Genomic DNA, 24,528 nt, shown 5'->3' on the forward strand with positions numbered 1-24,528 from the left:
ACCACCGCACTTTTATACGGTAGAATGAAATTAATTATCCAAACTAATTCGTAGTGCCGCAGCGATGGCAAAAGGCGAAAGCGTTAATGCGCCAACCATCATGGCACCTAAAATCGCCAATTGTCCCCCATAAGGTACATTTAATCCAGCTGCCTCTAATATTGATGATGCAAAAATTAAAACTGGAATAAACAACGGAACAACAAGCAAACTCAACAACACACCACCTTTTCGCAATCCCACCGTTAAAGCCACGCCAATTGCACCGATACAACTCAATACAGGAGTGCCCAGTAACAATGTCAAAACCAATGCCCACCAAATATTGACCTCAAGAGAAAGCAATAAAGCAGCAATCGGTGATAGCAAAATAAGCGGTAAACCGGTGAGCAACCAATGTGCAACGACTTTAGCCAGAGCCGTCATCGGCAAAGGCTGTGCGGTTAACATTAATTGTTCAAGAGAACCATCAATAAAATCATCACGAAACAAACGTTCAAAAGAAAGCAATGCTGAAAGTAATGCGGCTACCCATGCAATACCCGGTGCGATACGAGAAAGTAATTTAGGATCCGGTCCAATAACAAGCGGAAACAAAGTAATCACAAGCAAAAAGAACCATAGCGGATTTAAAATTTCCGCATTTTTGCGCATCGCAATTTGAAGTTCTCGTTTAATTATTTCTAAAAAAATCATTAAGTTATTCCGCTTTATAAGCCGCTAAATTCAATTTTTGCAGATGAGAACTTGGCACTTCTTGGTGGCTGGTTAACAATACGATACCACCTCCTTGAGCATGCTCATCAAAAAGTGCGGTTAGAATTTCCACGCCTTTTTTATCAATCGCAGTAAAGGGCTCATCTAAAATCCATAAGGGTGCTTGAGACAGCCATAAACGACCTAACGCGATACGCTTTTGTTGCCCAGCAGAAAGTTGTGCGGCAGGCAAATCTTCACGGCCTAACAATCCCACTTTCTCAAGCAAATCCCACAAAATGTCAGTATTTTGTTCAGCTTGACTAATTCGTTGATAAAACTGCAAATTTTCCCATGCAGTTAACTCTGGTTTTACGCCCGAAAGATGACCTAAATAAAGCAAATTCTGATGATACTGTTCACGTTGTTTAGAAATTGCTTCAGAATCCCACCGCACTTCGCCTTCTAAAGGTTGGGCTAAACCCGCAAGAATACGTAATAAACTGGTTTTACCTATGCCGTTATGCCCTTCAATTTGCACAAAATCACCGCTATTAAAATCGCAAGTCAAAGCACGAAAAAGTACGCGCTCACCACGTTGGCAGGATAAATTTTGCAGAGATAACTTGTGTGGTTCAAACATAATTGCAAAGGGAAAATAAAAAGTGGCGGTATTCTATCACAAGAGAAATATTTGACGAGATTTTAGCCCCCGAAACAGATAACTCTTTAGGTGTAGATCGATAGGTTTATTGATTTAAAACAAGGTTTAATAAATTCGTCTATTAATGTAAAAGGAAAAACATTTAATGATCTAAATCAAAATTTTTGCTATTATTTGCTCACTTTTGGTTATAGACCAAAACCCTCAACGAAATTTGTCTTTATTACATAGAAGGAATAAATTATGGCTTACACTCTACCTGAATTAGGCTACGCCTACGATGCATTAGAACCACATTTCGATGCGCAAACAATGGAAATCCACCACAGCAAACACCACCAAGCTTATGTAAACAATGCAAACGCAGCATTAGAAGGTTTACCTGCTGAGTTAGTGGAAATGTGCCCAGGTCAATTAGTTTCTAACCTTGACAAAATCCCTGCAGAAAAACGCGGCGTATTACGCAATAACGCAGGCGGTCATGCAAACCACAGCTTATTCTGGAAAGGTTTGAAAAAAGGTACTACCTTACAAGGCGCATTAAAAGATGCTATCGAACGTGATTTCGGTTCTGTAGATGCATTTAAAGCAGAATTTGAAAAAGCATCAGCAACTCGTTTCGGTTCAGGTTGGGCGTGGTTAGTATTAACTGCTGAAGGTAAATTAGCCGTGGTATCAACAGCAAACCAAGATACCCCATTAATGGGTAAAGAAGTGGCAGGTTGTGAAGGTTTCCCACTTTTAGGTTTAGACGTTTGGGAACACGCTTACTACTTAAAATTCCAAAACCGTCGTCCAGACTACATTAAAGAATTCTGGAACGTAGTAAACTGGGATTTCGTTGCAGAACGTTTTGAACAAAAAACAGCACACTGCAACTGTGCAAAATAATCAATATTGAAGAAGCCTAGCAAACGCTAGGCTTTTTTGTTTTCAGATATGCCAAATACAAAAATGCAGTGAAAATTCACCGCACTTTGTTCTTTTTTGTTTATCCCTCAATCCCTTCAAACAATGCTGTGCTTAAATAGCGCTCTGAAGCTGAAGGCAAAATAACGACAATGAGTTTATCAGCAAATTCTGGTAATTTAGCTAAACGATCTGCGGCTGCGACAGCTGCACCAGATGAAATACCTGCAAGAATGCCTTCTTCCGCCATTAGGCGACGGGCTGTGGCAAGTGCGGTATCGCTATCAACAGTTTCTACGCGATCAATAATAGATAAATCTAAATTTTTAGGAATAAAACCTGCGCCAATGCCTTGAATTTTGTGTGGGCCTGGTTTTGCTTCTTCGCCCGCTAAAGTTTGAGTAATGACGGGAGATTCCACTGGCTCAACCGCAACAGAAGTGATTTGTTTACCAAAATCTAATTTAATCGCGCGAGAAATACCCGTAATCGTGCCGCCTGTTCCTACACCAGCAACAATAACATCGACTTTGCCATCCGTATCTTTCCAAATTTCAGGGCCTGTTGTTTCTCGATGAATTTGTGGATTGGCTGGATTTTCAAATTGTTTAAGCATGACATAGCGGCTTGGATCAGAAGCAACAATTTCTTCCGCTTTCGCAATCGCGCCTTTCATTCCTTTTGCGCCTTCGGTAAGCACTAAATTAACACCCAATCCGCGCAATAAACGTTTTCTTTCTAGGCTCATTGTTTCTGGCATGGTGAGTGTGATTTTATAACCTCTAGCTGCCGCAACATAGGCCAAAGCAATACCAGTGTTACCGCTCGTTGCATCTACAATTTCTTTTCCTTTCGTGAGCGTGCCATCTTTTTCTGCTTGCCACACCATATTCGCTCCAATGCGGCATTTTACGCTATAGCTTGGGTTACGACCTTCAATTTTCACAATCACATTGCCGTTATGGCCAAAGTGTTTTAAACGCACAAGTGGCGTATTTCCGATAGAATAAGAATTGTCTGCATAAATTGTCATAATATTTCCCTTTCGTTGGACTTCGTTAATGTTGGCTTATTTATAGCACCGCACTTTTGATTAAAAAAATAGTTATTTGATCTATTTTATAACCGCAAGCTATTTAACAACCCCTGTATTTTCTGAACGAACATCAAGCCCCGTTTGAGATGAAGAATGGTTATTCATATTAAAACGTAAGCCATTACGATAATTTTCCACCCACATCACCGTCGCACCACATACTGCAACAGGCATAATTAATAAATTAATCACAGGCACAAATGTGCAACAAGTTACTAATCCACCAAACGTTAAACTTTGAGTACGTTGATTGCCAAGCGCATTTTTCATGATATCAAAAGAGACCTTGTGATTATCAAAAGGATAATCACAGTATTGAATTGCCATCATCCAACAAGTGAACAAGAAAGTAAGTACAGGCACGATGGTTTGCCCAACCAAAGGAATAAAACTTAGTAAAAACAAGGCGATAATTTTAGGCAGGCTGTAACGTAATTTTTGCCACTCTCGACCAAGCATACGAGGCACATCCCTCATTACATCCTCGAGACTATCATCATTAATATTTTCACCTGTCAGCATTTTTTCTACTTTTTCCGCTAGCAAGCCATTAAATGGGGCGGCAATAAAGCCAGAAAGTGTAGTGAAGGTAAAATAAAAGAGCAATAAAATCGTTAAAATTGACAGGGTTAACAAAATTACACTGAGAAAACTCAGCCAGTCTGGAATAAAATTCATCACCCAATCAATCGCACTGGTGATTTGGCTAATAAAAAGCCAAAATAAACCACAGAGCAAAACGGTATTGAGCAAAATTGGAATAATAACAAACCGACGTAAACCTTTTTGTGTGATGTAATGCCAGCCCATTACAAAATAATGGAAACCAGATTTTAATTCATTAGGATTCAACATTTTTCTTTCCTTTCAATAAAAATACGCCTAAAACAGACCGCTCTTTTCCATTAAAATTCCACGCATTGAAGTATTTTTTCACCTACTGAAATATGGTAGGATTAGCGCCATTAATAGCATTCTCGCTGGACTAGCACGCGTAAGGAATAAAGATGGATTTAAATACAATTTTGATTATTGTGGGCATTTTGGCACTTGTTGCCTTAATCGTGCACGGATTATGGTCAAATCGTCGTGAGAAATCAAAATATTTTGATAAAGCTAATAAATTTGACCGCACTTCTCATGTGCAAAGATCCCATACGCAAGAAGAAACGCAACCAACAAATGCTAATTTGTCTCACGTCACTACAGCGCAAGCAAATGCACCAATTCGTCATCAAGTCATGCCTAATGCAGCAGTAAATCAAGAACCTGTTGATTATAGACAAAGTGAAAAAAGTGTCGATGACATTAAGATTTCAATTCCAAATGTTCAACCTGTTTATGATATGGGAAATCATCGTTCTGAGCCGTTAAAGCCGACTCAACCACAATATGATATGCCAACATCAAATAGCGTTGCGAATATGACATTGGAACAAATTGAAGAACAAAGCAAAAATACTAGTTTCGATGGAATTAATTCATCATCACCAGAATTAAGAGCACAACTTGCGGAATTAGCTCACGAAGAACGTCAAATGGACTACAACGTATCTTTTAATGAATCAAAAGCAGAAACGACAGCTAAACTCAAACAAACAACTGGCTATATTCAACTTTATCTTATTCCAAAATCTAGCGAGCAATTCAACGGTGCAAAATTAGTACAAGCCCTTGAAAACTTAGGTTTTATCTTGGGTGAGGATGAAATGTATCACCGCCACTTAGATTTAAGTGTGGCAAGTCCAGTTCTCTTTAGCGTGGCAAATTTAGAACAGCCTGGAACATTTGATGCTTACAACTTAGTAGATTTCAGAACAATGGGAATTGTATTCTTTATGCAACTACCATCACCAGGTAATAATCTCGCTAATTTACGCATGATGATCCGCGCTGCACATACATTAGCCGAAGATTTACAAGGCATTGTGCTTACTGAAGAACAAGAAATCTTTGATGAAAATGCAGAGCAAACATATCTTGCTCGCGTGTAAATTCATACCTTAAATTTACCGCACTTTTATCTTTATTGAGACAGGCTTTATGCCTGTCTATTTTCACTCTAAACACACAAAAAGTGCGGTCATTTTTCCCCGAGAATTTTATGACAAATATTCAAACTCAAATAGACAATCTACGCAAAACCTTGCGCCAATATGAATATGAATATCACGTTCTAGATAATCCAACCGTGCCTGATAGCGAATATGATCGCCTCTTTCATCAGCTAAAAGCATTAGAGCTAGCACATCCTGAATTTCTTACTTCAGACTCCCCAACTCAACGTGTTGGTGCAAAACCACTTTCTGGGTTTAGCCAAATTCGTCATGAAATTCCCATGCTCTCTTTAGATAACGCTTTTTCTGATGAAGAATTCTATGCCTTTGTAAAACGCATTGAAGATCGTTTAATCGTATTACCTAAACCGCTTACCTTCTGTTGTGAACCTAAACTTGATGGTTTAGCAGTGAGTATTTTGTATGTAAATGGAATTCTTACCCAAGCAGCCACTCGTGGTGATGGCACCACAGGCGAAGATATTACAGCCAATATCCGCACTATTCGTAATATTCCATTACAACTTCTAACAGACAATCCACCCGCTCGTTTAGAAGTGCGGGGCGAAGTTTTTATGCCACACGCAGGATTTGAGCGTTTAAATGAATATGCACTAGAACATGGTGAAAAAACTTTTGCTAACCCTCGTAATGCGGCAGCAGGCTCTTTGCGTCAACTTGATCCTAATATTACAAGTAAACGCCCATTGGTATTAAATGCTTATGGCATTGGGATTGCTGAAGGCGTTGAACTACCAAGCACTCATTATGCTCGTTTGCAATGGCTAAAATCTATCGGTATTCCAGTGAATCCAGAAATTCGTTTATGTAATGGTACGAATGAAGTTTTAGATTTTTACCGAGATATTCAAAATAAACGAAGCTCTCTGGGTTATGACATTGATGGGACAGTATTAAAAATCAATGATATAGCCTTACAAAATGAACTAGGATTTATTTCCAAAGCACCTCGTTGGGCAATTGCTTATAAGTTCCCAGCCCAAGAAGAATTAACTGTCTTGAATGATGTTGAATTCCAAGTAGGTAGAACGGGGGCAATTACACCAGTCGCTAAATTAGAACCAGTATTTGTTGCAGGTGTTACAGTAAGCAATGCCACCTTACACAATGGTGATGAAATTGAACGCTTAAACATTGCTATTGGCGATACAGTTGTCATTCGCCGAGCAGGCGATGTGATTCCACAAATTATCGGCGTATTACATGAACGTCGCCCTGATAATGCTAAACCAATTATTTTCCCAACAAATTGCCCTGTGTGCGACTCTCAAATTATTCGTATTGAAGGCGAAGCGGTGGCTCGCTGTACGGGAGGATTATTCTGTGCCGCACAACGCAAAGAGGCGTTAAAACATTTCGTCTCTCGTAAAGCAATGGACATTGATGGTGTAGGCGGAAAATTAATAGAACAATTAGTCGATCGAGAACTGATTCATACACCAGCGGACTTATTTAAACTTGATTTAACTACGCTCACACGCTTAGAAAGAATGGGCGCCAAATCTGCAGAAAATGCTCTCAATAGTCTTGAGAAAGCCAAAAGCACGACCCTTGCTCGCTTTATTTTTGCTTTAGGCATACGTGAAGTAGGAGAAGCCACTGCATTGAATCTTGCTAATCACTTCAAAACCTTAGATGCGCTTAAAGCCGCTGATCTTGAGCAACTTCAACAAGTACCTGATGTAGGTGAAGTTGTAGCAAACAGAATTTTTGTATTCTGGCGTGAAGCGCATAATGTTGCCGTTGTTGAGGATTTAATCGCACAAGGTGTACATTGGGAAACTGTGGAAGTAAAAGAAGCCAGTGAAAACTTATTCAAAGATAAAACCGTCGTTCTCACCGGCACCCTCACTCAAATGGGCCGCAACGAAGCAAAAGCATTACTACAACAGCTAGGCGCAAAAGTAAGTGGTTCTGTGTCCAGTAAAACGGACTTTGTCATCGCAGGCGACGCTGCTGGCTCTAAACTCACCAAAGCACAGGAACTAAATATTACAGTATTAACAGAAGAAGAATTTTTAGAGCATGTTAATCTTTTAAATTAGTTGAATTAAAATCATATAAACAAGAGCGGCCAAAAATCATTATATTTTGACCGCTCTTTTGTATTTAAATGTTAAGTTATCCATTTACTGACATAGTCGTTTTGTCTTCTTTCATCCTTCCTTAAATACGCAGCTGCCCGTATTAATAACGGTAATTTGATTGTGATTACAGTTTCAACACGCAGCCGCGCAGAGGTGGCTGCTGGCAATCTCGCAGTGAGAATATTGGCCTTTGGTGTTTCAACACACAGCCGCGCAGAGGCGGCTGCTTTACACAAACTTTTAAAAACGTGGCGCCCCTGTGGTTTCAACACACAGCCACCCGAAGGTGGCTGCAAAAAATGGCGATTTCTGACGTGATTATGCGTTTGTTTCAACACACAGCCACCCGAAGGTGGCTGCTTTGACCCCTTGTTTTGATCGGGTCGGAAAAATGGGTTTCAACACACAGCCACCCGAAGGTGGCTGCGTTTTTCATATTCTTTGTTGAAGTTGATCACGCTTTGTTTCAACACACAGCCACCCGAAGGTGGCTGCGGATTACAAAAAGCCGTGAACAATCAATCTAAAAGTTTCAACACACAGCCGCGCGAAGGCGGCTGCAAAACCATGGGCTTCTGCTGATGCAATTCGGAAGTTTCAACACACAGCCGCGCGAAGGCGGCTGCCTAAACAACAAATAACACGAGGATCTAAAAATGGTTTCAACACACAGCCGCACGAAGGCGGCTGCGTTTGATTTTATTGATAAATTGCCCACAATTTACCGTTTCAACACACAGCCGCACGAAGGCGGCTGCCCTTTTGTTTAATTTTCTTATTCTTTTTCAATCAGTTTCAACACACAGCCGCACGAAGGCGGCTGCTAGTGTAGGCTGGTGGGCGCAAGCCAATGGAGAAGTTTCAACACACAGCCGCACGAAGGCGGCTGCTTTCATTGTAATTGATGGCGCACCAAGGATTGAAAGTTTCAACACACAGCCGCACGAAGGCGGCTGCCGAAAAAGTCGAATACTGCGAAAATCTTTTAAATGTTTCAACACACAGCCGCACGAAGGCGGCTGCTCAGATTAAAAAAAATGGTGAGCGGTGATAAATTGTTTCAACACACAGCCGCACGAAGGCGGCTGCTTGAGTGAGATTTTCCGTGAAAAAGCGTGTCTAAAGTTTCAACACACAGCCGCACGAAGGCGGCTGCCTCCACAAGGCGATCTTTGAAAATAGCGAAGGAATCGTTTCAACACACAGCCGCACGAAGGCGGCTGCATACAGAGTACGGAGTAAGTGATATTCTGCTGCAGTTTCAACACACAGCCGCACGAAGGCGGCTGCGCGTAAACCCAGTGCCATTTGTGGATACGTTACGGTTTCAACACACAGCCGCACGAAGGCGGCTGCCATCATTAGATCTTAATTTTGCCAATTTTGTCAAGTTTCAACACACAGCCGCACGAAGGCGGCTGCTTGCCCCAACTGTTATTTTCGCGTCTGAAACTGGCGTTTCAACACACAGCCGCACGAAGGCGGCTGCATCTACTTAAACCGCCTCGCCGAATGAAAGTATCGGTTTCAACACACAGCCGCACGAAGGCGGCTGCGTTTATAGATGACAAGTTTAAATAAGTTTTTGCAGTTTCAACACACAGCCGCACGAAGGCGGCTGCCTCTATCCCAATCCGCACCCTCTGGCGTGTTAAGGTTTCAACACACAGCCGCACGAAGGCGGCTGCTTTCAAGAAAATCCGTGTCGGCAGTATCGGGAAAGTTTCAACACACAGCCGCACGAAGGCGGCTGCATACATAAAGCTTTTTATTTGCATAATTATTCAGTGTTTCAACACACAGCCGCACGAAGGCGGCTGCTTTTTGGGCATAGTGAATATTCTTCATTTCTTGGTTTCAACACACAGCCGCACGAAGGCGGCTGCCAATCTGGATCGGTCAAATTTTCCGAAATTCTTGTTTCAACACACAGCCGCACGAAGGCGGCTGCTTTGTTCTTATGGCGTTTTTATCCTGGTGATTAGGTTTCAACACACAGCCGCACGAAGGCGGCTGCGTTTGCGAATGTTTCCGTAAAGTGCGCCAAGTTGGTTTCAACACACAGCCGCACGAAGGCGGCTGCAAACGCCCTTAACTGCATGAGGGAAAATTTTATTGTTTCAACACACAGCCGCACGAAGGCGGCTGCGCGATCGGTATCTTACCAAGTGTCCGAATGGACAGTTTCAACACACAGCCGCACGAAGGCGGCTGCGGTGGTTGTGATTTACGAAAGAGACGAACTCGAAGTTTCAACACACAGCCGCACGAAGGCGGCTGCTGAGTCAATCGCTCGCCATTCAACAAAGCTTTTAGTTTCAACACACAGCCGCACGAAGGCGGCTGCTAAAATGGCACCCATTTTCTTCCCCCTTTCTTATGTTTCAACACACAGCCGCACGAAGGCGGCTGCAATTTCAAAAAACGGAGATTTAATTTGTTTAGATGTTTCAACACACAGCCGCACGAAGGCGGCTGCGCAATTAACTTATAAATTACTCACTGCTGAACATGTTTCAACACACAGCCGCACGAAGGCGGCTGCTCCCTACCTAAAAAAGCAAGAAAAATCAGCGTATTAAACACTGTATTTCGCTAACTGATTTTATGATAAGGAGTTTAGTCAGTATAACGGCTGTATTGCCGTTATACAAATAGATTAAGTCATCCAAATTGTTAAAGAAAACGAAGATCGCTATCCTATCAGGATTTTAATGAGAACAATAGGTTAGCGAACTAAATGATAAGTACGTCTTTAAATATATCCACTGCCGGTTTTGCCCCATGATGCTCCACTTTATTATGCCACTTACTGCCCAAATGGTAAAAACGCAGGCTGTCACATGTGGGATCGTAGGTTTCCAATAGTTTGTTTTTCAACATAACCCACTGGTCAGGCGTGACATCGCATTCAAAGACCGAATATTGCGCCCGAACGCCGTAATCTAAGCAATGTTTTGCGATACGGCGCAATCGCGCCTGCCCGTTTGGATCGTCAAAAGAAATGTCGTAAGTAATCAGCATTAACATAGTTTATCTCATCAAAAACGGCGGATATTCTGCCAAATCCCCGCGTAAGTGCCGAGCCAGCAGCATTGCCTGAATATACGGCAGCAGCCCAATTTCTACTTCCTCACCCAAAAACGGATGAACAATCTTTTCCTGCTTTTTTGCCTGCAAAGCTTGGAATAACAGCTTACGTGCCTCTGCTTTCAAACTTACCGCGCCGCTTGTCTCGGTAACAAAATCCTGCGGTTTGATTTGCCCGCGGTTAATCAGCGACAACACCAACCTGTCCGCCCACCACGCTCGGAATTCTTCCAAAATATCCTGCGCCAAACTGTCGCGCCCCGGTCGGTCGGCGTGCAGAAAACCTACCTGCGGATCAAGCCCCACGCCTTGCAGCGCGCCGCTGATGTCCTTGCCCAAAATGCTGTACACAAACGACAACAGCGCATTCACCCCGTCTCTGGGCGGACGGCGATTGCGCCCGTCAAAAGTAAAGCCGCTTTTTTCGCTTAAAAGCTGCCCGAACACGCCGAAATAACGCGCCGCCGCATCGCCCTCAATACCGCGCACCACGTCCAGCTCCGCCACGCCCTTCAACTGCCGCAGCGAAATGTTTAAAGAATCGACCGTATCTTGAATCGCCGCATTCTCGCCGTAATTGCGAATCTGGCGCTGAAGCACCCGCTTACTCGCCTGAATCTTCGCCGCAATGATATTGCGCGCAATCGGCACAGGATTTTGCTCCGACACCCGATACTGCGTCCGCCGCAACAGCACATTGCCGCTCTGCCGCCCCTGAAGCCGCCCCAAGAAACGTCCGTTTTCGGTAAAAAACGCCAAATTCACATTATTTTCACCGCAAAACCCCAGCAAAAACGGCGACACCAGCACATTGCCAAAACAGAAAATATGCCCGATAGAATGCACTGGCAACTGCGCCACCTTCTTGCGCTCCTGCTCCACCACAAGAGTCTCCCGCTCCTTATGCAGATAGCTGCCTTGGGTGGTGATGTAGAGCGTGTTTTGCAGTTTGCGCATGGGGAAACTCCTGGGATTTTGATCGCACTTGGTAAGGGTAATAGTTGGACTGTCTAAAAAATAGTAGGTCTGATATTCAATCTGAGCAGACAGCAAAATTATTTATTTTTTAAAATATTCATTTAAGTTATCAAATATAACGTTCATGTCTTCCCGATATTTTTCTTGGATAGTTCTATCTTTATCTAGAATCCCCTGTTTTTCATTTACTGCCTTACGGGCTTCTTTAGTTCGAATGTCATCCGCAGGGATAATTTGAAAATTATAATGAGGGAATGTTTCTTTTAAACTAGCAAATTCTTTTTGTTTATCACCATCAAAAATAACAGCGACCTTTTTAAAACCAAGATCCTTTGCAATATTACATAAATTCGGAATATTTCCAGCTCCACCAGCACCCCATCCAAAAAAACTTCCTTGGATTTCTTTTCCTAATTGCTTAGCAATTTCAGGATATAAAATAACATCTTCCTGCCCTTCAACAAGAATGATTCCATCTTCCTGAAAAAAGAATTCACGAGCATCTAATCCCCAAGTATGTGGGTTATATAAATTACCATTTGCTAATTTATCAATTAGACTCCTTGAGTCATCAGACAATTGAAAAATCTTAGTTCCTTCTTTAGTAGAAATAACCCTGACTAAGGCAGCACCATTCGATAAAGCAAAAATATCTGCAAAATATGGAGAGTGTGTTGAAATAATAATTTGTCTGTCTTGAGAATATTTAACAAATAATCTACACAGACGTTTTTGCAATGATGGATGTAAAGAGAGTTCTGGTTCATCAATAATAATTACATCTCCAGGTTTAGAGTCATAAAGTGCATCAACAATAACAAAAATACTAACGATACCTTCCCCTATACCATTACTTGAATGGCTATGTTTACCGGAAATAAATTTTAAAAAATATTGTGATTGTTCATTTTGATCAATTGCCCATTCAGGCCTAAATCCCAAGACCTGTTCTAAAATATCATCATAATCATTTTTTATTTCATTATCTTTCTCTATTAAAAACAGCCTATTAGAGAACTGATCCAGCATTGAACTTCTTTTAGCTTGAAATCCATTTGAATAGATGTAGTTATCTCTAGTTGTATTGCTCTTACTAAAATATGGTTCAAAAGCTCTTCTTGACGGCACAACAAAAAATTTTACTGCTGTATTTTTATTAGTAAATTCTGTTTCGGATGATCCTTTTCGTACAGACTTCAAAATTTCATTATGTCCATTGTTAAAATTATATTGAATATTTACTTCTTCATGTAAAGAGTTCCTTGTACCATTCGGAAAACTTGGTGCAGCTCCATAGAACCCTTCTCTAGCTTTTAAACACTCAATAATTGATGATTTACCTGCATTATTAGAACCTGTAATAATTGTAAATCCACTACCAATATTAATCAGATCTGGCATAGCAAAACTGATTAATTGCTCCTGTTGAAAACCTCTATAACCTAGAATTTTCATATTTTTTAAGTACATAACTAAAACCTTTTAAATTTAATAAAAAATAAAATTACACGCACTCCCCAAACAACCCCTCCACATACCTCACACTCCTATCCCGTTTCCCCAACAACTCCGGCTGGCAAATCTCCACCAGCGAGCAGGCTTTGCAGCGTTTGCCGTAGTCGGGCGGCGGGGTTTGTCCGCTGTTTAGGAGTTCGCGGACAGCGGCGATGGTGGCGAGTGTTTGGGCGCGCAGGTCGTCTGAAAACACGACGGGGACGCGGTGGCGGGTTTGCATATACCACAGCGCGCCCTCAGAGACGATTTGCCCCGTCATTTCTTCCAAGCACAAACCTTGGGCACAAAGCTGGATTTCGTCCATCGGGTCGGGTTTTGGCTTCCCGCGTTTGTATTCCACGGGTTTCAGACGACCTGTCTTTGTTTCCACTTCCACCAAATCCAACACGCCGCTGATGCCAAGTTTTTCCGCCGATACATGCACCGTCCGCTCAAAGCGTACGCCCTTGCGTGTTTCCGGTTCGCCCGAATCCACCCGCTCATGCAGCGCCTTGCCCTGCGCGGTCAAATAGTTCTCCACCCACGCCTGCTCGTTGTGAATCAAGGCGCATTGGCGCGGGCAGAAGGCGTAGTGTTGCAGGGCTGAAAGGGGAATCAGGCGCGTGTCCTGATTTTCCCCTTGGGTTTCGGTTAAAAGTGCGGTCATTTTTAGCCTAATTTACGCAACAGCTTGGTTTCGCCAAGATTTTGATCGTCCACGCTGACAAGGTAGTCGTCAAAATTCCTTGCCACTTCCACTCCATCTTTTTTACCAACCTGAATGCGTTTGAAGAGGCTATCAGCAGGTGCGTCACCCAGATTACTGCTGTGTTCAAACACATAGAGCCCGCGAGCATTCATTTGCCCGCGTGCGGCGGAATGGTCGTGGTCGAACATATTGACGAGTGCCTGCCAAAACAGCTCTAAATCGTTTTCGGAAAAGCCTGTTTGTTTGGCGAAATGGGCAGAAATGAAGCCGTGGCAGCGGTATAGCCCGTAGGGGACGGTGAATTTGCGACCCATTCTCCCCCGTTCTTTCTTTGCTTTGTCTTCTTCACTATCTTCAGGATTTGGGTTTTCAACCTCTTTGGCTGGCGCACAACGAGTAATCGTATGTTCAAGTGTTACTATGGGATCAATGGAGCGGGAAAAAGTCAATTGCACAGGACCTCTAACTTGTCCCGCATTCTCACCTGTCGTTAAAACCGCACCAAAAGTACGAATATCGTAATAGCGTTTGCACATATATTGACGCGCACTTTCGGTTTTTTCTCTCCCATTTGGTTTGTCTTTTACTTCATCTTGCTGATGGGCTTCAGCAATTAAATCATTAAGAATGATTTTTTCACGAATAAAGATATCGTGATGTTCGTCATTTTGAGTCATTTGGATAAAATTGCGGACTTTGCGTTTCAGGCAGACATCAGTTACCAAACCTTCGCCGGTTTGCGGGTCGATACGCGGCAGGTTGCCTGCATCAGGATCGCCGTTAGGGTTGCCGTCTTGCACATCAAATAAAAAGACAAAGTCGTAGCGTTTTTCAATAGTCATAGCATTTGCTCCTTATGCGGTTTTCTCTTCGTTAAACAGGTTTTTCAATGCGTCTTTGGTAAACAGGAATTGGGTTTCGTGGTAATAACCGATGGCAAATAGGCCTTGCTGTTCCAAATTCAAATGGTTGGGAAATCTCTGACAATGTTCCAAAATCTGGCAGATTTCCCATTGCAGTTGTACGGCACGTCCTTCAAATTCCAGCTTGTTCAAATGGTGCGGCAGCAGGCGCATCAATGTGCCGAATACGGCAATCGGCGTGCTGCTTGCCGAACCGAAATAGCGGTCGGCAATGGTGGCGTTCAAGCCGGGATTGGCTTCGGCCTGTGTTTTTTCCAGTACGGCAAACAGCCGCCCCAGCACATAGCCGATGTCTTGACGGTTTCTATCTAAGCTCATAGTTAGCTCCTTCATGTTTTTCAGACGACCCGCGCGGATTGCGCGATTGATATAGGCTTTAAGCAGACTTGCTCTGCCATAGGTAATTTTCTGTTCCGCCTTGTTGCGCCGCAAAGCAGCCTGCAACAGGCTGACGGGTAAAACGCGGTTGTTGAGTGCGGCATCTGTTACTTGGGCAATCAGGTCAGATGGCAGGTTTTCCATTTTGCCGTCCAACACCAAATTGCCCAGCAGGCGCGGTAACGGCATATATTCAGGGTATGGTGAGTTTTCGCCACGCACCATCTGCAAATCGTCATACCACGCTGCAATACTTTCGGATAAGGCGGCAACAGTGGTTTCATACCAAAAGCGGACGACAATGCGCGCGGAATTGGGTGATAAACCTAAAAGGTAGAATTTTTCTTTGCCGTCGGGTTCTGTGTATTTCCCGTTGTACAAGCTTTTATAAAGTGATTTGACCGCATCAATATAGGCATCGGGATTGTCTTTGCCGCCGCCGTTAATCAGCGAAGCAAGATGCTCTTCCAACGGGGTTGGTTTCGCACTCCAACAGATGGCTGTTACATCGCCGATACGGAAGCGATTTTCACCGGCAAGCAGAGTGTTTAAGGCGGTGGTGTATTCGAACATGGCTTGTTCGCCCACAGGAAAGATAAAGCCCTGCTCTTTGCCGTATGATTCAAAAGCCGACAGATTTACCGATGTGAACGGGGCAGGTTTGGCGTTCACGCCCTTGATAGCGTTATGCAGCCGAGCAATCGGCGCAGGTTTGCCCGTTACTAAGCAAATACCCTTTTGGACGTTGTCCGACTTCACCTGATTAGCTTGACTTACATATTCCTGCACAGCCTTTGACTGACAAACCAAATCTACCGCCTCGTCCACTAAGCGGAAGCTGAGATTACAGCCTTTAACTTTGGCACATTCCGCCCAATTTGCGGCCTGCATGACTTTGCTTTTTTCTTCCGCAGAAGCCAGAAAGGCGGCAACGGCGGCAACACCTGCATCATCTGGCAATGCCTGTTTCAATTCGTTTACATTGGCAGTAAAGCTGACATGCTGTTTATCCGCCTGCTCTTGCCCTTTTTCTCCAGCATAGGCAAGCACATAACCGTAGTGATCCCACAATAAATTACTTACCTCGTAGGATTTTGAACCGCTCCTGCCCAAACCTTTCGGCACCAAAAAAGTGCGGCCAACTTTTTTCTTGCCTTTCAGCTCACGAGTATCTTCTAGCTGAATAAAATTACCCTGTTTGTCTATCACGATAATGAACGGGATTTCTTTGTTTTCAAACCCTTCCTGGGCAATACCGCCATCGCTTTCGGCTTTGCGTTGGTAGTATTGGGTGAGTGCGTGCAGAATCATCGTTTCACCTCCTCGCTGTTGGCTGGGGGCACAGTAATTACGCCGTTTATCGCTTTGCATTGGTAAAACATGGGTTCGGCGTTATTGGAATCGCGCGGGTCGGATTTGCTGAAATCCATGTCGTACAACATAAAACCGAAATCTTGGGTAATATCTTCGCGTGGCAATCCATCTTTGGCTTTTTCCAGCAACCTGAAATCACAAGGAAACTCACGACAGCCTAAATAAGGTTGGTGGAAATATTGTCCTTTCTTGGCCCGCCGCTTGAACATTTCGGCAAATTTGACGTAGTTGTCGCCCTCGCCCGCTTCGCTGGTCATGTCAAAATCAGCGTGGATGCGGTAGGCAACGTCTTTCAGCAGCATGGATGCGCGCTGCTGGCGGTTGTCTTCAATATAGAGCGAGCCGCTACGCTCACTCATCTTAGTTCCCACTTCGTTGCGGCGGATATTCGTCCACTGGATCGGTTTTAGAATTTCTATCTTCAAGACTCGCCAGCGGATTGCCGGCTTCCACAATATCGCCATTAGGATGTTTCTGGCGGCAGACGGCGTGATAACAGGGTAGCTTACCCTCTCCACCTTAAGTTCGGGCCTGGTGAAACATGCCAAATCGCCGCTGATTTCTAGGATAAAACTCATATCATCTCCTTATTGCTTTCATTTCATAAAACCGAATTTTCAGGTAGCCAAGCCACATCGTCAAAATCTGCACCAAGCACGGCTTTGTAATAGCCCTTATCTAACACCAGCAATCCCGCTCTGGAGAAAACGGCATGTTCAGGCAACTTTTTCAGTTCGTGTTCGTACACGGTTATCGTGTAGCGTTGCAGCTTGCGGTAAACCCATTTGTGTTTGAGAGGATCGCTTTCTAAAAATTTGAACCAACTTTCAAACGGCTCAGGCAGCGGTGGGCTGTCAGTTTGCCCGAAGGAATTGTCGACCGGCTGAGGAAAGCGTTGTTTGTCCAAAACATCCTGCCATTCTGAAACTCCCACATCGTCCAGTTGTTGTCTGAAAAAATCATCCAGCTCGTTTGCTTTGACGATTTGCGGACTACCGTCTTTTTCCCAATGAGCCAACGGGATAAACGGCACAACGATTGCTACACCTTGGTTATCAATCAGGCGGAAGCGTTCGGCAGCGGTGCGGAATTTAATTGCCAGCGGATTTTCATTGGATGATTCTGCCGTCAAGAGTCTTGTAATGTCGTGTTTATCCACATTGCCTTTACCGTTGAACCGGCGGAAATATTCGGCAAATGCCAACGGGGAAAGCGGGTCGTCGAACAGTCCAGCTTTCAACATCTCTTCGGTAATATCCTGCCCCTGTTTCAGGCTGCCGTTAGGCGCACCTTCTTCGGCACGAAACACGACCACTTCCCCCAACTGCGGCAGTTTGCCTTCACGGTTACACCGCCCGGCCGCTTGGGCAATGCTGTCCAGCCCTGTCATCGCTCGATAAACACAAGGAAAATCCAAATCCACACCTGCTTCAATCAACTGCGTACTAACCAGCCATAAAGGCTTGTGCAGGCTGCCTGCTCGATACAGTGCCAAATATCGGCGAACCAGCGCAATCACTTCGCTTCGGTGTGTGGCGCACATATTGGCAGATAAATGCAGTTTGATACCATCAGAAGGCAGGGCAGCAAAGAGTTTGCGGGCGTGCTTTCTCGTATTGACTACCGCCAAAACACACGGACGCACAGCAATTTCATCGGCAATTTCCTGCCAGCTTTGCATTTCGCCGTTTGGCAGCGGCATTTTGATGCGGACACGGCGCAGTTTTTCCGATAAGGCAATTTTGTCTGCCACAATTTCGCGCACATCCGGCAGTCCTTCCAAAATGGTGCGGCCGAATGCGTCGATATTTTTACCAAGTTCAGGCTGAGTTGCCGTGCACAGCACAAAGGTAACGCCGTAATCCCGCGCCAACACCCGCATCATGTCGGTAATCGGCTTTTGGAAATCGCGCGGAAGCTGCTGGGCTTCATCCAAAATCACCACGCTGTCGGCAATATTGTGAATCTTGCGGCAGCGGCTGGTTTTTGCCGCAAACAGGCTTTCAAACAGTTGCACGTTGGTGGTAACAATCAGCGGCGCATCCCAATTTTCCGTAGCAAGACGAGTTTTCGCAGTTTCCTTATCTTCTTTCACGTCTAAATTGCTGTGGTGTTCCAAAACCACATCATCGCCTAATGCTTTCCGGAAAACATCGGCGTTCTGCTCGATAATACTGGTGAAGGGAATGGCATAAATAATGCGCTTTTTGTCGAATTTCAGCGCGTGCTTCAAAGCAAACCCTAAGCTCGCCAAAGTTTTACCGCCACCGGTCGGCACGGTTAAAGAAAACAAAGTGCGGTCGGTTTCTGCGGCAGAAAAAGATTGCTGCAAAATGGCATGGCGTTCTTGATTTAAGAATGAATCTTTATCTGATTTCTCATGAAGTTGCGCCATATATTGCTCATATCGTTGGTGCAACTCATCCAAACCGGGAAATTTCGGGCGCAATCCGGCAGCCTGCGCGGCATCTGCATCGGCATAGCCGTTCATAAAGGCTTCGGTATCCAAAAAATCGGCGTCCACCAAGCAGGAAAAGAGAAAACGCAGCCAAATATGCAACTCTTCCAGTTTTGCCCCATCTTTCCAAAATGCAAAAAAATCCTGCTTCAGATCATTATCTGATACCGGGAAAAAATCTTCAGATAAACCACTTTCCACCAAACCCGACAAAGACGCAGCCAACTCGTCATCCGCCTGTTGCAGACGGCTTTTTAAACTGCCTTTATCATACCAATCTGCCAGCCCTGCATGATGCCCAGCAATCAAATACACCAACAAATGCCCAAAAAATGGATTAAGGTGCTCTACTGCATATTTGGCACCAGCAGTGGAATGCGGAATTTTGCGCAACTTGGTAGATTCAACATCTTCCAAATGGGCATTCTCTTTTTCAAAGCCGGATGCATTACGGATATATTTCTGAAAAGCTTCCTGAAATTTCCCCAAATCGTGTAAAAGCCCCGCATATTCGGCAAACAACGCCCCATAACGCCCTGCAAAACGCTTGGCGAGTTGAGCGACTTTTTTCAGGTGATTTTGTAGTAAATGAGAATGCCAATTTTCTGATGAGTCTTGGCGAGCGTGGGCTATATAGTCGAAATTCACATCGATTCTCCAAATTTGAAACGTGCAAAATTTAACGAACAAGCCATATAAATAGCTTGAGGTGTTGAGAAATCGAAAATCTGTGGAATGAGGTCGTCTGAAAACTCATCGGTGGTCAGGCGCATAACGGCGGCTTGGGTGGCAAGTTCAGACGGGGCTTTCCATTGTTCTTCGGGCGCGAATATCCATACAAAGCTGTTTTCAGGTAGCCTTTTGCCTTCGCGGTTGCAGCGTCCGGCGGCTTGCGCAACACTGTCTAAGCCTGCTTCGGCGCGCATCACCAGCAGAAAATCCACATCAACGCCGGCTTCAATTAAGGAGGTGGCGATGACGCGGCAGGGTTCGCCGTTTTTCAGACGACCTCGGATCTCATCAAGTTTTTGGCTGCGGTGTTTGGCACACATTAAGGTGGTCAGATGGAATGTGCCTTCAAGGTGTTTGGCTTGGTCGTACAGGCTGCGGGCGTGGCGGCGGTTGTTGACGATGACGAGCATTTGCGGGTGTTCGGCAAGTTTGGCGAGCAGGTCGGCGTCGGTTTGTGTGCCGATGTGTTGCACGGTGGTGCGGCGCAGTTTGTCGAAAAGTGCGGTCGGTTTTGGGGCGATTTCGCGCACGTTTTCAAAGCCGCGATAGAAGCCGTTTTCGGCTTGCACAGCTGGCTGGGTGGCGGTGCACATGACGACGCTGCAGCGGTAGTTTTGCGCCAATTCTTTGATGGCTTGCATGATAGGCAGCAACAGATTGAGCGGCAGCATTTGCGCTTCGTCGAGGATGATGACGGAGCCTGCGATGTTGTGCAGCTTGCGGCAGCGCGAGGAGCGGTCGGCAAAGAGGGATTCGAAGAATTGCACGGCGGTAGTCACGACAATCGGCGCGTCCCAGTTTTCCGAGGCGAGGCGCAATTTGTCTTTGGTGGCCTCATTTTGCAGTTTGCCGTCGTCGAAGGTGCTGTGGTGTTCCAACACGGCTTGTTCACCCAATTCGCCAAAGGCTTTGCGAAACTCAGCGGCGTTTTGCTCGATGATGCTGGTGAACGGAATGACGTAAATTACGCGCCGCATGCCATGCTGTTTGGCGTGTTCCAGCGCGAACGCCATGGAAGTGAAGGTTTTACCTCCGCCGGTCGGCACGGTGAGCGTGAACAGCCCTTGCGGTTGTACCGTTTGTTCTACAGCATGATCGAGAATTTCGCTACGCAGGCGGTTTAAGGCGGCATTGCGTTTTTCGGCTTTGGTTTGCTCTGGGGCTTGGGCGATACGTCGTCTGAAATTGTTGATAAATTGATTGAAATTGTGTTGTAAGGCGTTTAAATCGGGATAACCGCCGCGCTCGACGGCTTTGTTTTCTAGGTTTGAATAAAAGGCTTCGGTGTCAAGATAATCAGCATCCACCAAGCAGGAATAGAGCATTCGGGTGAAAAAGGCGTAGGAGAAAAAAGGATGATGCGCGTCGGCTTTGAGTGGCGGTGCGGACAGGTTTTGAGGGAGCTTGATTTCTTGTTGCCATAGGTTATCGAGGGTGGGAATATCTGCACCGAACTGCAACGCCAAACGATGTTTTAACGTGCGGCGGTTATCGCCTTCGCCATTTCCATTTGCCAGCCCGGCATGATGCCCCGCAATGCAAAACGCCATCAGCTTGCCGATAACATTTCCCCAACGCTCGATGGCAATTTTGGCTCCGGCAGTGGCATGATCGACTGATGAGCCACCATGCAATCGGTGATTAAAGGCTTCTGAATATTTCCCTAAGTCATGAAGCCGTCCCGTCTGGCAGGCAATTTCCTGCGCACCGAATACCCGAGCAAACTCCGCCGCCATTTCGCCCACATTGACTGAATGGCTTTGTAAGGTTTGCCAATGTTCGTAAGGTAAGAGATTGCCGAGTTCGTCTTGCGCGGAATGGGCGTAGTAGAGAGGCTTAGTAAACATAAAAATAATCCCTTATATTTATGATTATTATTTGGCCTAATCTACTCCTAATCCTCTTTTAATTCAACCATGTTTACATTGATAAATTTTGAGATTAAATCATTTATATTTTAAATAATACGCTACTAATGCCGCCCGCCAAAAGGTGGTTTTGCAAACCAAATCACAATAAACAATCCTAAGAATCCCATAGCTGATAACCAAAATATCTCATTTGCGCCAATAATAAATCCTTGCGATGTTATTTGTTGAGCGAGGTAAGCTGAAGTTTGGGCATCACTTAAACCAAATTGATTCATTTGATGGTAAAAACTTTGGGAAATTGGGTTATAAGGATTAATGTGTTCTGTTAATTGAGTATGGTGAACAGCTTCACGGTTATACCAAATAAATGTGGTTAAAGATGTCCCTACAGAACCCGCTAAAGTTCTCAAGAAGTTAAATAAGCTAGATGCAGAAGCCATTCTATGCGCAGGCAAGCCAGACAGCGTTATTGTGGTAAGCGGCATAAAGAAACAGGCCACGGCCAAACCTTGCACTAATTGTGGTAAAGCCACATCAGCAAAGGTCATTGATGGCTCGAAAGTCACCGCTCGCCAATAAAATGTTATTGCATATACAATAAAACTTATCGTCACTAAAATTCGCATATCGATCTTATAACCGAAACGCCCAATAATCGGTGAAAGCAAAATTGGGAATAATCCAACTGGGGAAGCCGCAAGCCCAGCCCACGTCGCGGTGTAATGGAAGACTTGTTGTAGCAAGAGCGGAATTAATACCACAGAACCTAAATAAATCAAAAAGGCTAAACTGGTGCATAAACACCCTACGCTAAAATTACGAGAATGGAAAAGCGAAATATCTACTACAGGATTATCATCTGTCAATTCCCAAATAACCAAAGCAATCAGACAAACAACAGCAACAACAGCTAATATAATGATTTCATTAGAATTAAACCAATCTTGCTCACGCCCCTGATCAAGCATTAATTGCAAACATCCCACGCCTAAGACAAGTAAAACTAAACCGACTTTATCAATGGGTTGATGAACAATTTCACTTTCTCGGCTACCCAAAATCTTCCAGCTGATTAGCACAACTAATAAACCAATCGGAACATTAATAAAGAAAATCCATCCCCAGTGGATATTATCACTAATCCATCCGCCTAAAATTGGACCAAAAATAGGCGCAACCACAATAGTCATTGACCAAAATGCCAATGCCATTCCACGTTTTTCTGGCGGGTAATTATTCAATAATAAACTTTGCGAAAGAGGAATCACAGGGCCTGCTACAGCGCCTTGAATGACGCGAAAAATAATTAAAGCCTCAAGATTATCTGCAATCCCACAAAGCCAAGAAGAAACAACGAATAAAAAAGTTGAGACTAAAAATAACCGCACTTCGCCAAAACGTTTTGCTAACCAACCTGTTATTGGAATAGAAATCGCATTTGCAACCCCAAAAGAAGTAATTACCCACGTACCTTGACTAAAAGATGCGCCAAGATCGCCCGCAATAGTAGGAATCGCCACATTTGCTATCGTAGAATCTAATACCTGCATAAAGGTGGCGAGAGATAAAGCCAGCGTTAATAAAATCAGGGCACCACCTTGAATAGGCGGGAATTTTTTTGCGGAATTGTCCATAACGCCGCCTTAATGGCTGTTTTGCTGAATGATAGATTCAATCAAATCTTCTACCGCACTTTCATCATATTTAAGTGTATCAGTAGCAAATAAAGTTTTCGGTTCTGATTTTTCTCGCAACATTGGACCAGATGAATCTGCAATTCTTACTTTTGCCGTTGCAGAAAGACCAATTCGTAATGGGGTTTCAGCAAATTGTTGTGGATCTAATTTAATTCGCACAGGTACACGTTGCACCACTTTAATCCAGTTACCTGTAGCATTTTGTGAAGGCAAAAGAGAAAACGCATTGCCAGTCCCCATTTCAATACCATTTATCACGCCATCAAATTCTTTATTTTTACCGTATAAATCAAAATGAATTTTCACCGGCTGGCCAATGCGCATATTCGTTAATTGGGTTTCTTTGAAGTTAGCTTCTAGCCACATTTGTTCATTAGATACCACCGCCATTAACGCGCCACCCACTGAAACGGCTTGTCCAACTTGAGCATTACGACGTGCCACATAGCCATCAATTGGACTTCTAATTTTTGTACGTTGTAAATTCAACCAAGCCTGTTTGAGTGAGCTCATTGCATTCTGTATTTGCGGTTGTTGACGTAATGGAACGTTACTCAATAAAGCCTGATTGGCCGCTAATTGATTTCTAGAAGAATTTAAATTTGCTTTGGAAAGCTCAACGGCTTCTTTTGCATGTTGGAAAGATTCTTTATCAATTGCACCCATTTTTTCAAGTTGAACTCGGCGTGCCAAATTGCCTTGTGCTTGAGCTAAAGAAATTTCATTGGCGTGCACAGCTGATTGCAATTGTTGCACAGTGAAACCGAGTTGTTCTACCTGACGTACAGCATTGGCGAGATTGCTTTTGGCCTGTTCAAAACTAAGTTTTGCATTCGTATCATCCAATTCAACTAGAATATCACCTGCATGGACTTTATCCATATTGTCAGCATTAATCTTCGCTACATTGCCCGCAACTTGTGATGACACCATCACTTGATTTCCACCCACATAAGCATCTTCTGTTTCTTCAAAATCTTTCAAGAAGAAAAACCAATACAAAGCACAAGCAATACCAATAATAATCAGGAGAAGAATAAAAATGCTTAAGCCTTTTTTACGGTTAGTTTTATTTGATACAGATTTAGTTGATGGGGTTTCAGTTGCAGTTTGCGTCATAATGCCTTCCCTAAGTTGGGATAATGTTTAAAAATGAGATATTTGAGATAACCTTTAAAACTATCAAAAATAAAAATGAAGGGTCATTATGAAACTTTAAAAAGGGGAACTCAAGGGAAATCATCATCTCTTTATTTTCTAGATTAATCAATGCTCTAAAAATATAGTCTCATTA

18 protein-coding genes and 1 CRISPR repeat array are annotated in these 24,528 nt (G+C 44.0%); of the genes, 3 read left to right on the forward strand and 15 right to left on the reverse strand.

Annotated features, from left to right (window positions below):
- Window positions 1-30: 30 nt before the first annotated feature.
- On the reverse strand, window positions 31-696 hold the full coding sequence (gene ccmB / locus AC6H22_RS06025; RefSeq protein WP_118800717.1) for a heme exporter protein CcmB: 666 nt from the start codon (window positions 694-696) through the stop codon (window positions 31-33).
- A 4-nt stretch (window positions 697-700) separates the two neighbouring features.
- Complete coding sequence (ccmA, locus tag AC6H22_RS06030; protein WP_005637212.1) at window positions 701-1,339, reverse strand: cytochrome c biogenesis heme-transporting ATPase CcmA; 639 nt, start codon at window positions 1,337-1,339, stop codon at window positions 701-703.
- Between the two features lie 264 nt (window positions 1,340-1,603).
- Here ccmA and sodA point away from each other — a divergent pair, with 264 nt between their 5' ends.
- The gene (gene sodA, locus AC6H22_RS06035; RefSeq protein WP_118817175.1) at window positions 1,604-2,251 is read left to right on the forward strand and encodes a superoxide dismutase [Mn]; all 648 of its coding nucleotides are present in this window, start codon (window positions 1,604-1,606) and stop codon (window positions 2,249-2,251) included.
- A gap of 100 nt (window positions 2,252-2,351) precedes the next feature.
- On the opposite strand, the gene cysK is transcribed toward sodA, so the two are convergent.
- The gene (gene cysK, locus AC6H22_RS06040) at window positions 2,352-3,302 is read right to left on the reverse strand and encodes a cysteine synthase A (RefSeq protein ID WP_118817176.1); all 951 of its coding nucleotides are present in this window, start codon (window positions 3,300-3,302) and stop codon (window positions 2,352-2,354) included.
- Between the two features lie 99 nt (window positions 3,303-3,401).
- Window positions 3,402-4,220, reverse strand: a complete 819-nt coding sequence (gene cysZ / locus AC6H22_RS06045) for a sulfate transporter CysZ (protein ID WP_118817177.1) — start codon at window positions 4,218-4,220, stop codon at window positions 3,402-3,404.
- A gap of 152 nt (window positions 4,221-4,372) precedes the next feature.
- Here cysZ and zipA point away from each other — a divergent pair, with 152 nt between their 5' ends.
- Both zipA and ligA read left to right on the forward strand, forming a co-directional pair.
- Window positions 4,373-5,359, forward strand: a complete 987-nt coding sequence (zipA, locus tag AC6H22_RS06050) for a cell division protein ZipA (protein WP_118817178.1) — start codon at window positions 4,373-4,375, stop codon at window positions 5,357-5,359.
- A 110-nt stretch (window positions 5,360-5,469) separates the two neighbouring features.
- Entirely contained in the window at window positions 5,470-7,488 is a 2,019-nt protein-coding gene (gene ligA, locus AC6H22_RS06055; protein WP_118817179.1) for an NAD-dependent DNA ligase LigA, read from the forward strand.
- Window positions 7,489-7,659: 171 nt separating this feature from the next.
- A CRISPR array of direct repeats spans window positions 7,660-10,075; the repeat unit is 32 nt; unit sequence GTTTCAACACACAGCCGCACGAAGGCGGCTGC.
- 191 nt (window positions 10,076-10,266) lie between these two features.
- Here ligA and cas2 read toward each other — a convergent pair.
- The 11 genes from cas2 to AC6H22_RS06110 all read right to left on the reverse strand — a co-directional run bounded on the left by cas2 (window position 10,267) and on the right by AC6H22_RS06110 (window position 24,353).
- Entirely contained in the window at window positions 10,267-10,560 is a 294-nt protein-coding gene (gene cas2, locus AC6H22_RS06060) for a CRISPR-associated endonuclease Cas2 (protein ID WP_118817180.1), read from the reverse strand.
- Window positions 10,561-10,563: 3 nt separating this feature from the next.
- Window positions 10,564-11,577 carry a type I-C CRISPR-associated endonuclease Cas1c gene (cas1c, locus tag AC6H22_RS06065; protein ID WP_118817181.1) on the reverse strand — a complete coding sequence of 338 codons (1,014 nt, stop codon included), beginning with the start codon at window positions 11,575-11,577 and terminating at the stop codon, window positions 10,564-10,566.
- 102 nt (window positions 11,578-11,679) lie between these two features.
- Window positions 11,680-13,068: an ATP-dependent nuclease gene (locus tag AC6H22_RS06070; protein ID WP_118817182.1), complete on the reverse strand. Its 1,389-nt coding sequence runs from the start codon at window positions 13,066-13,068 to the stop codon at window positions 11,680-11,682.
- A gap of 34 nt (window positions 13,069-13,102) precedes the next feature.
- A complete protein-coding gene (gene cas4 / locus AC6H22_RS06075; protein ID WP_497515514.1) occupies window positions 13,103-13,759 on the reverse strand; it encodes a CRISPR-associated protein Cas4 in 657 nt (218 codons plus the stop codon).
- A 2-nt stretch (window positions 13,760-13,761) separates the two neighbouring features.
- Entirely contained in the window at window positions 13,762-14,643 is an 882-nt protein-coding gene (gene cas7c, locus AC6H22_RS06080) for a type I-C CRISPR-associated protein Cas7/Csd2 (protein ID WP_315094318.1), read from the reverse strand.
- Between the two features lie 12 nt (window positions 14,644-14,655).
- Window positions 14,656-16,413 (reverse strand): type I-C CRISPR-associated protein Cas8c/Csd1, encoded by a 1,758-nt coding sequence (cas8c, locus tag AC6H22_RS06085; RefSeq protein WP_315094316.1) that lies wholly within the window; start codon window positions 16,411-16,413, stop codon window positions 14,656-14,658.
- Window positions 16,410-17,054: a type I-C CRISPR-associated protein Cas5c gene (cas5c, locus tag AC6H22_RS06090; protein WP_315094314.1), complete on the reverse strand. Its 645-nt coding sequence runs from the start codon at window positions 17,052-17,054 to the stop codon at window positions 16,410-16,412. The genes cas8c and cas5c overlap by 4 nt, the downstream gene beginning before the upstream one ends.
- A 23-nt stretch (window positions 17,055-17,077) precedes the next feature.
- On the reverse strand, window positions 17,078-19,582 hold the full coding sequence (cas3, locus tag AC6H22_RS06095; RefSeq protein WP_497515515.1) for a CRISPR-associated helicase Cas3': 2,505 nt from the start codon (window positions 19,580-19,582) through the stop codon (window positions 17,078-17,080).
- Complete coding sequence (gene cas3, locus AC6H22_RS06100; RefSeq protein ID WP_239994371.1) at window positions 19,579-21,513, reverse strand: CRISPR-associated helicase Cas3'; 1,935 nt, start codon at window positions 21,511-21,513, stop codon at window positions 19,579-19,581. Before cas3 (AC6H22_RS06100) ends, cas3 (AC6H22_RS06095) begins: the two co-directional genes overlap by 4 nt.
- Before the next feature lie 125 nt (window positions 21,514-21,638).
- A complete protein-coding gene (locus AC6H22_RS06105) occupies window positions 21,639-23,171 on the reverse strand; it encodes a DHA2 family efflux MFS transporter permease subunit (RefSeq protein WP_118817188.1) in 1,533 nt (510 codons plus the stop codon).
- Window positions 23,172-23,180: 9 nt separating this feature from the next.
- Window positions 23,181-24,353: an EmrA/EmrK family multidrug efflux transporter periplasmic adaptor subunit gene (locus AC6H22_RS06110; protein ID WP_118817189.1), complete on the reverse strand. Its 1,173-nt coding sequence runs from the start codon at window positions 24,351-24,353 to the stop codon at window positions 23,181-23,183.
- Window positions 24,354-24,528 lie beyond the last annotated feature (175 nt).

Source organism: Haemophilus sp. THUN1690, assembly GCF_059704375.1.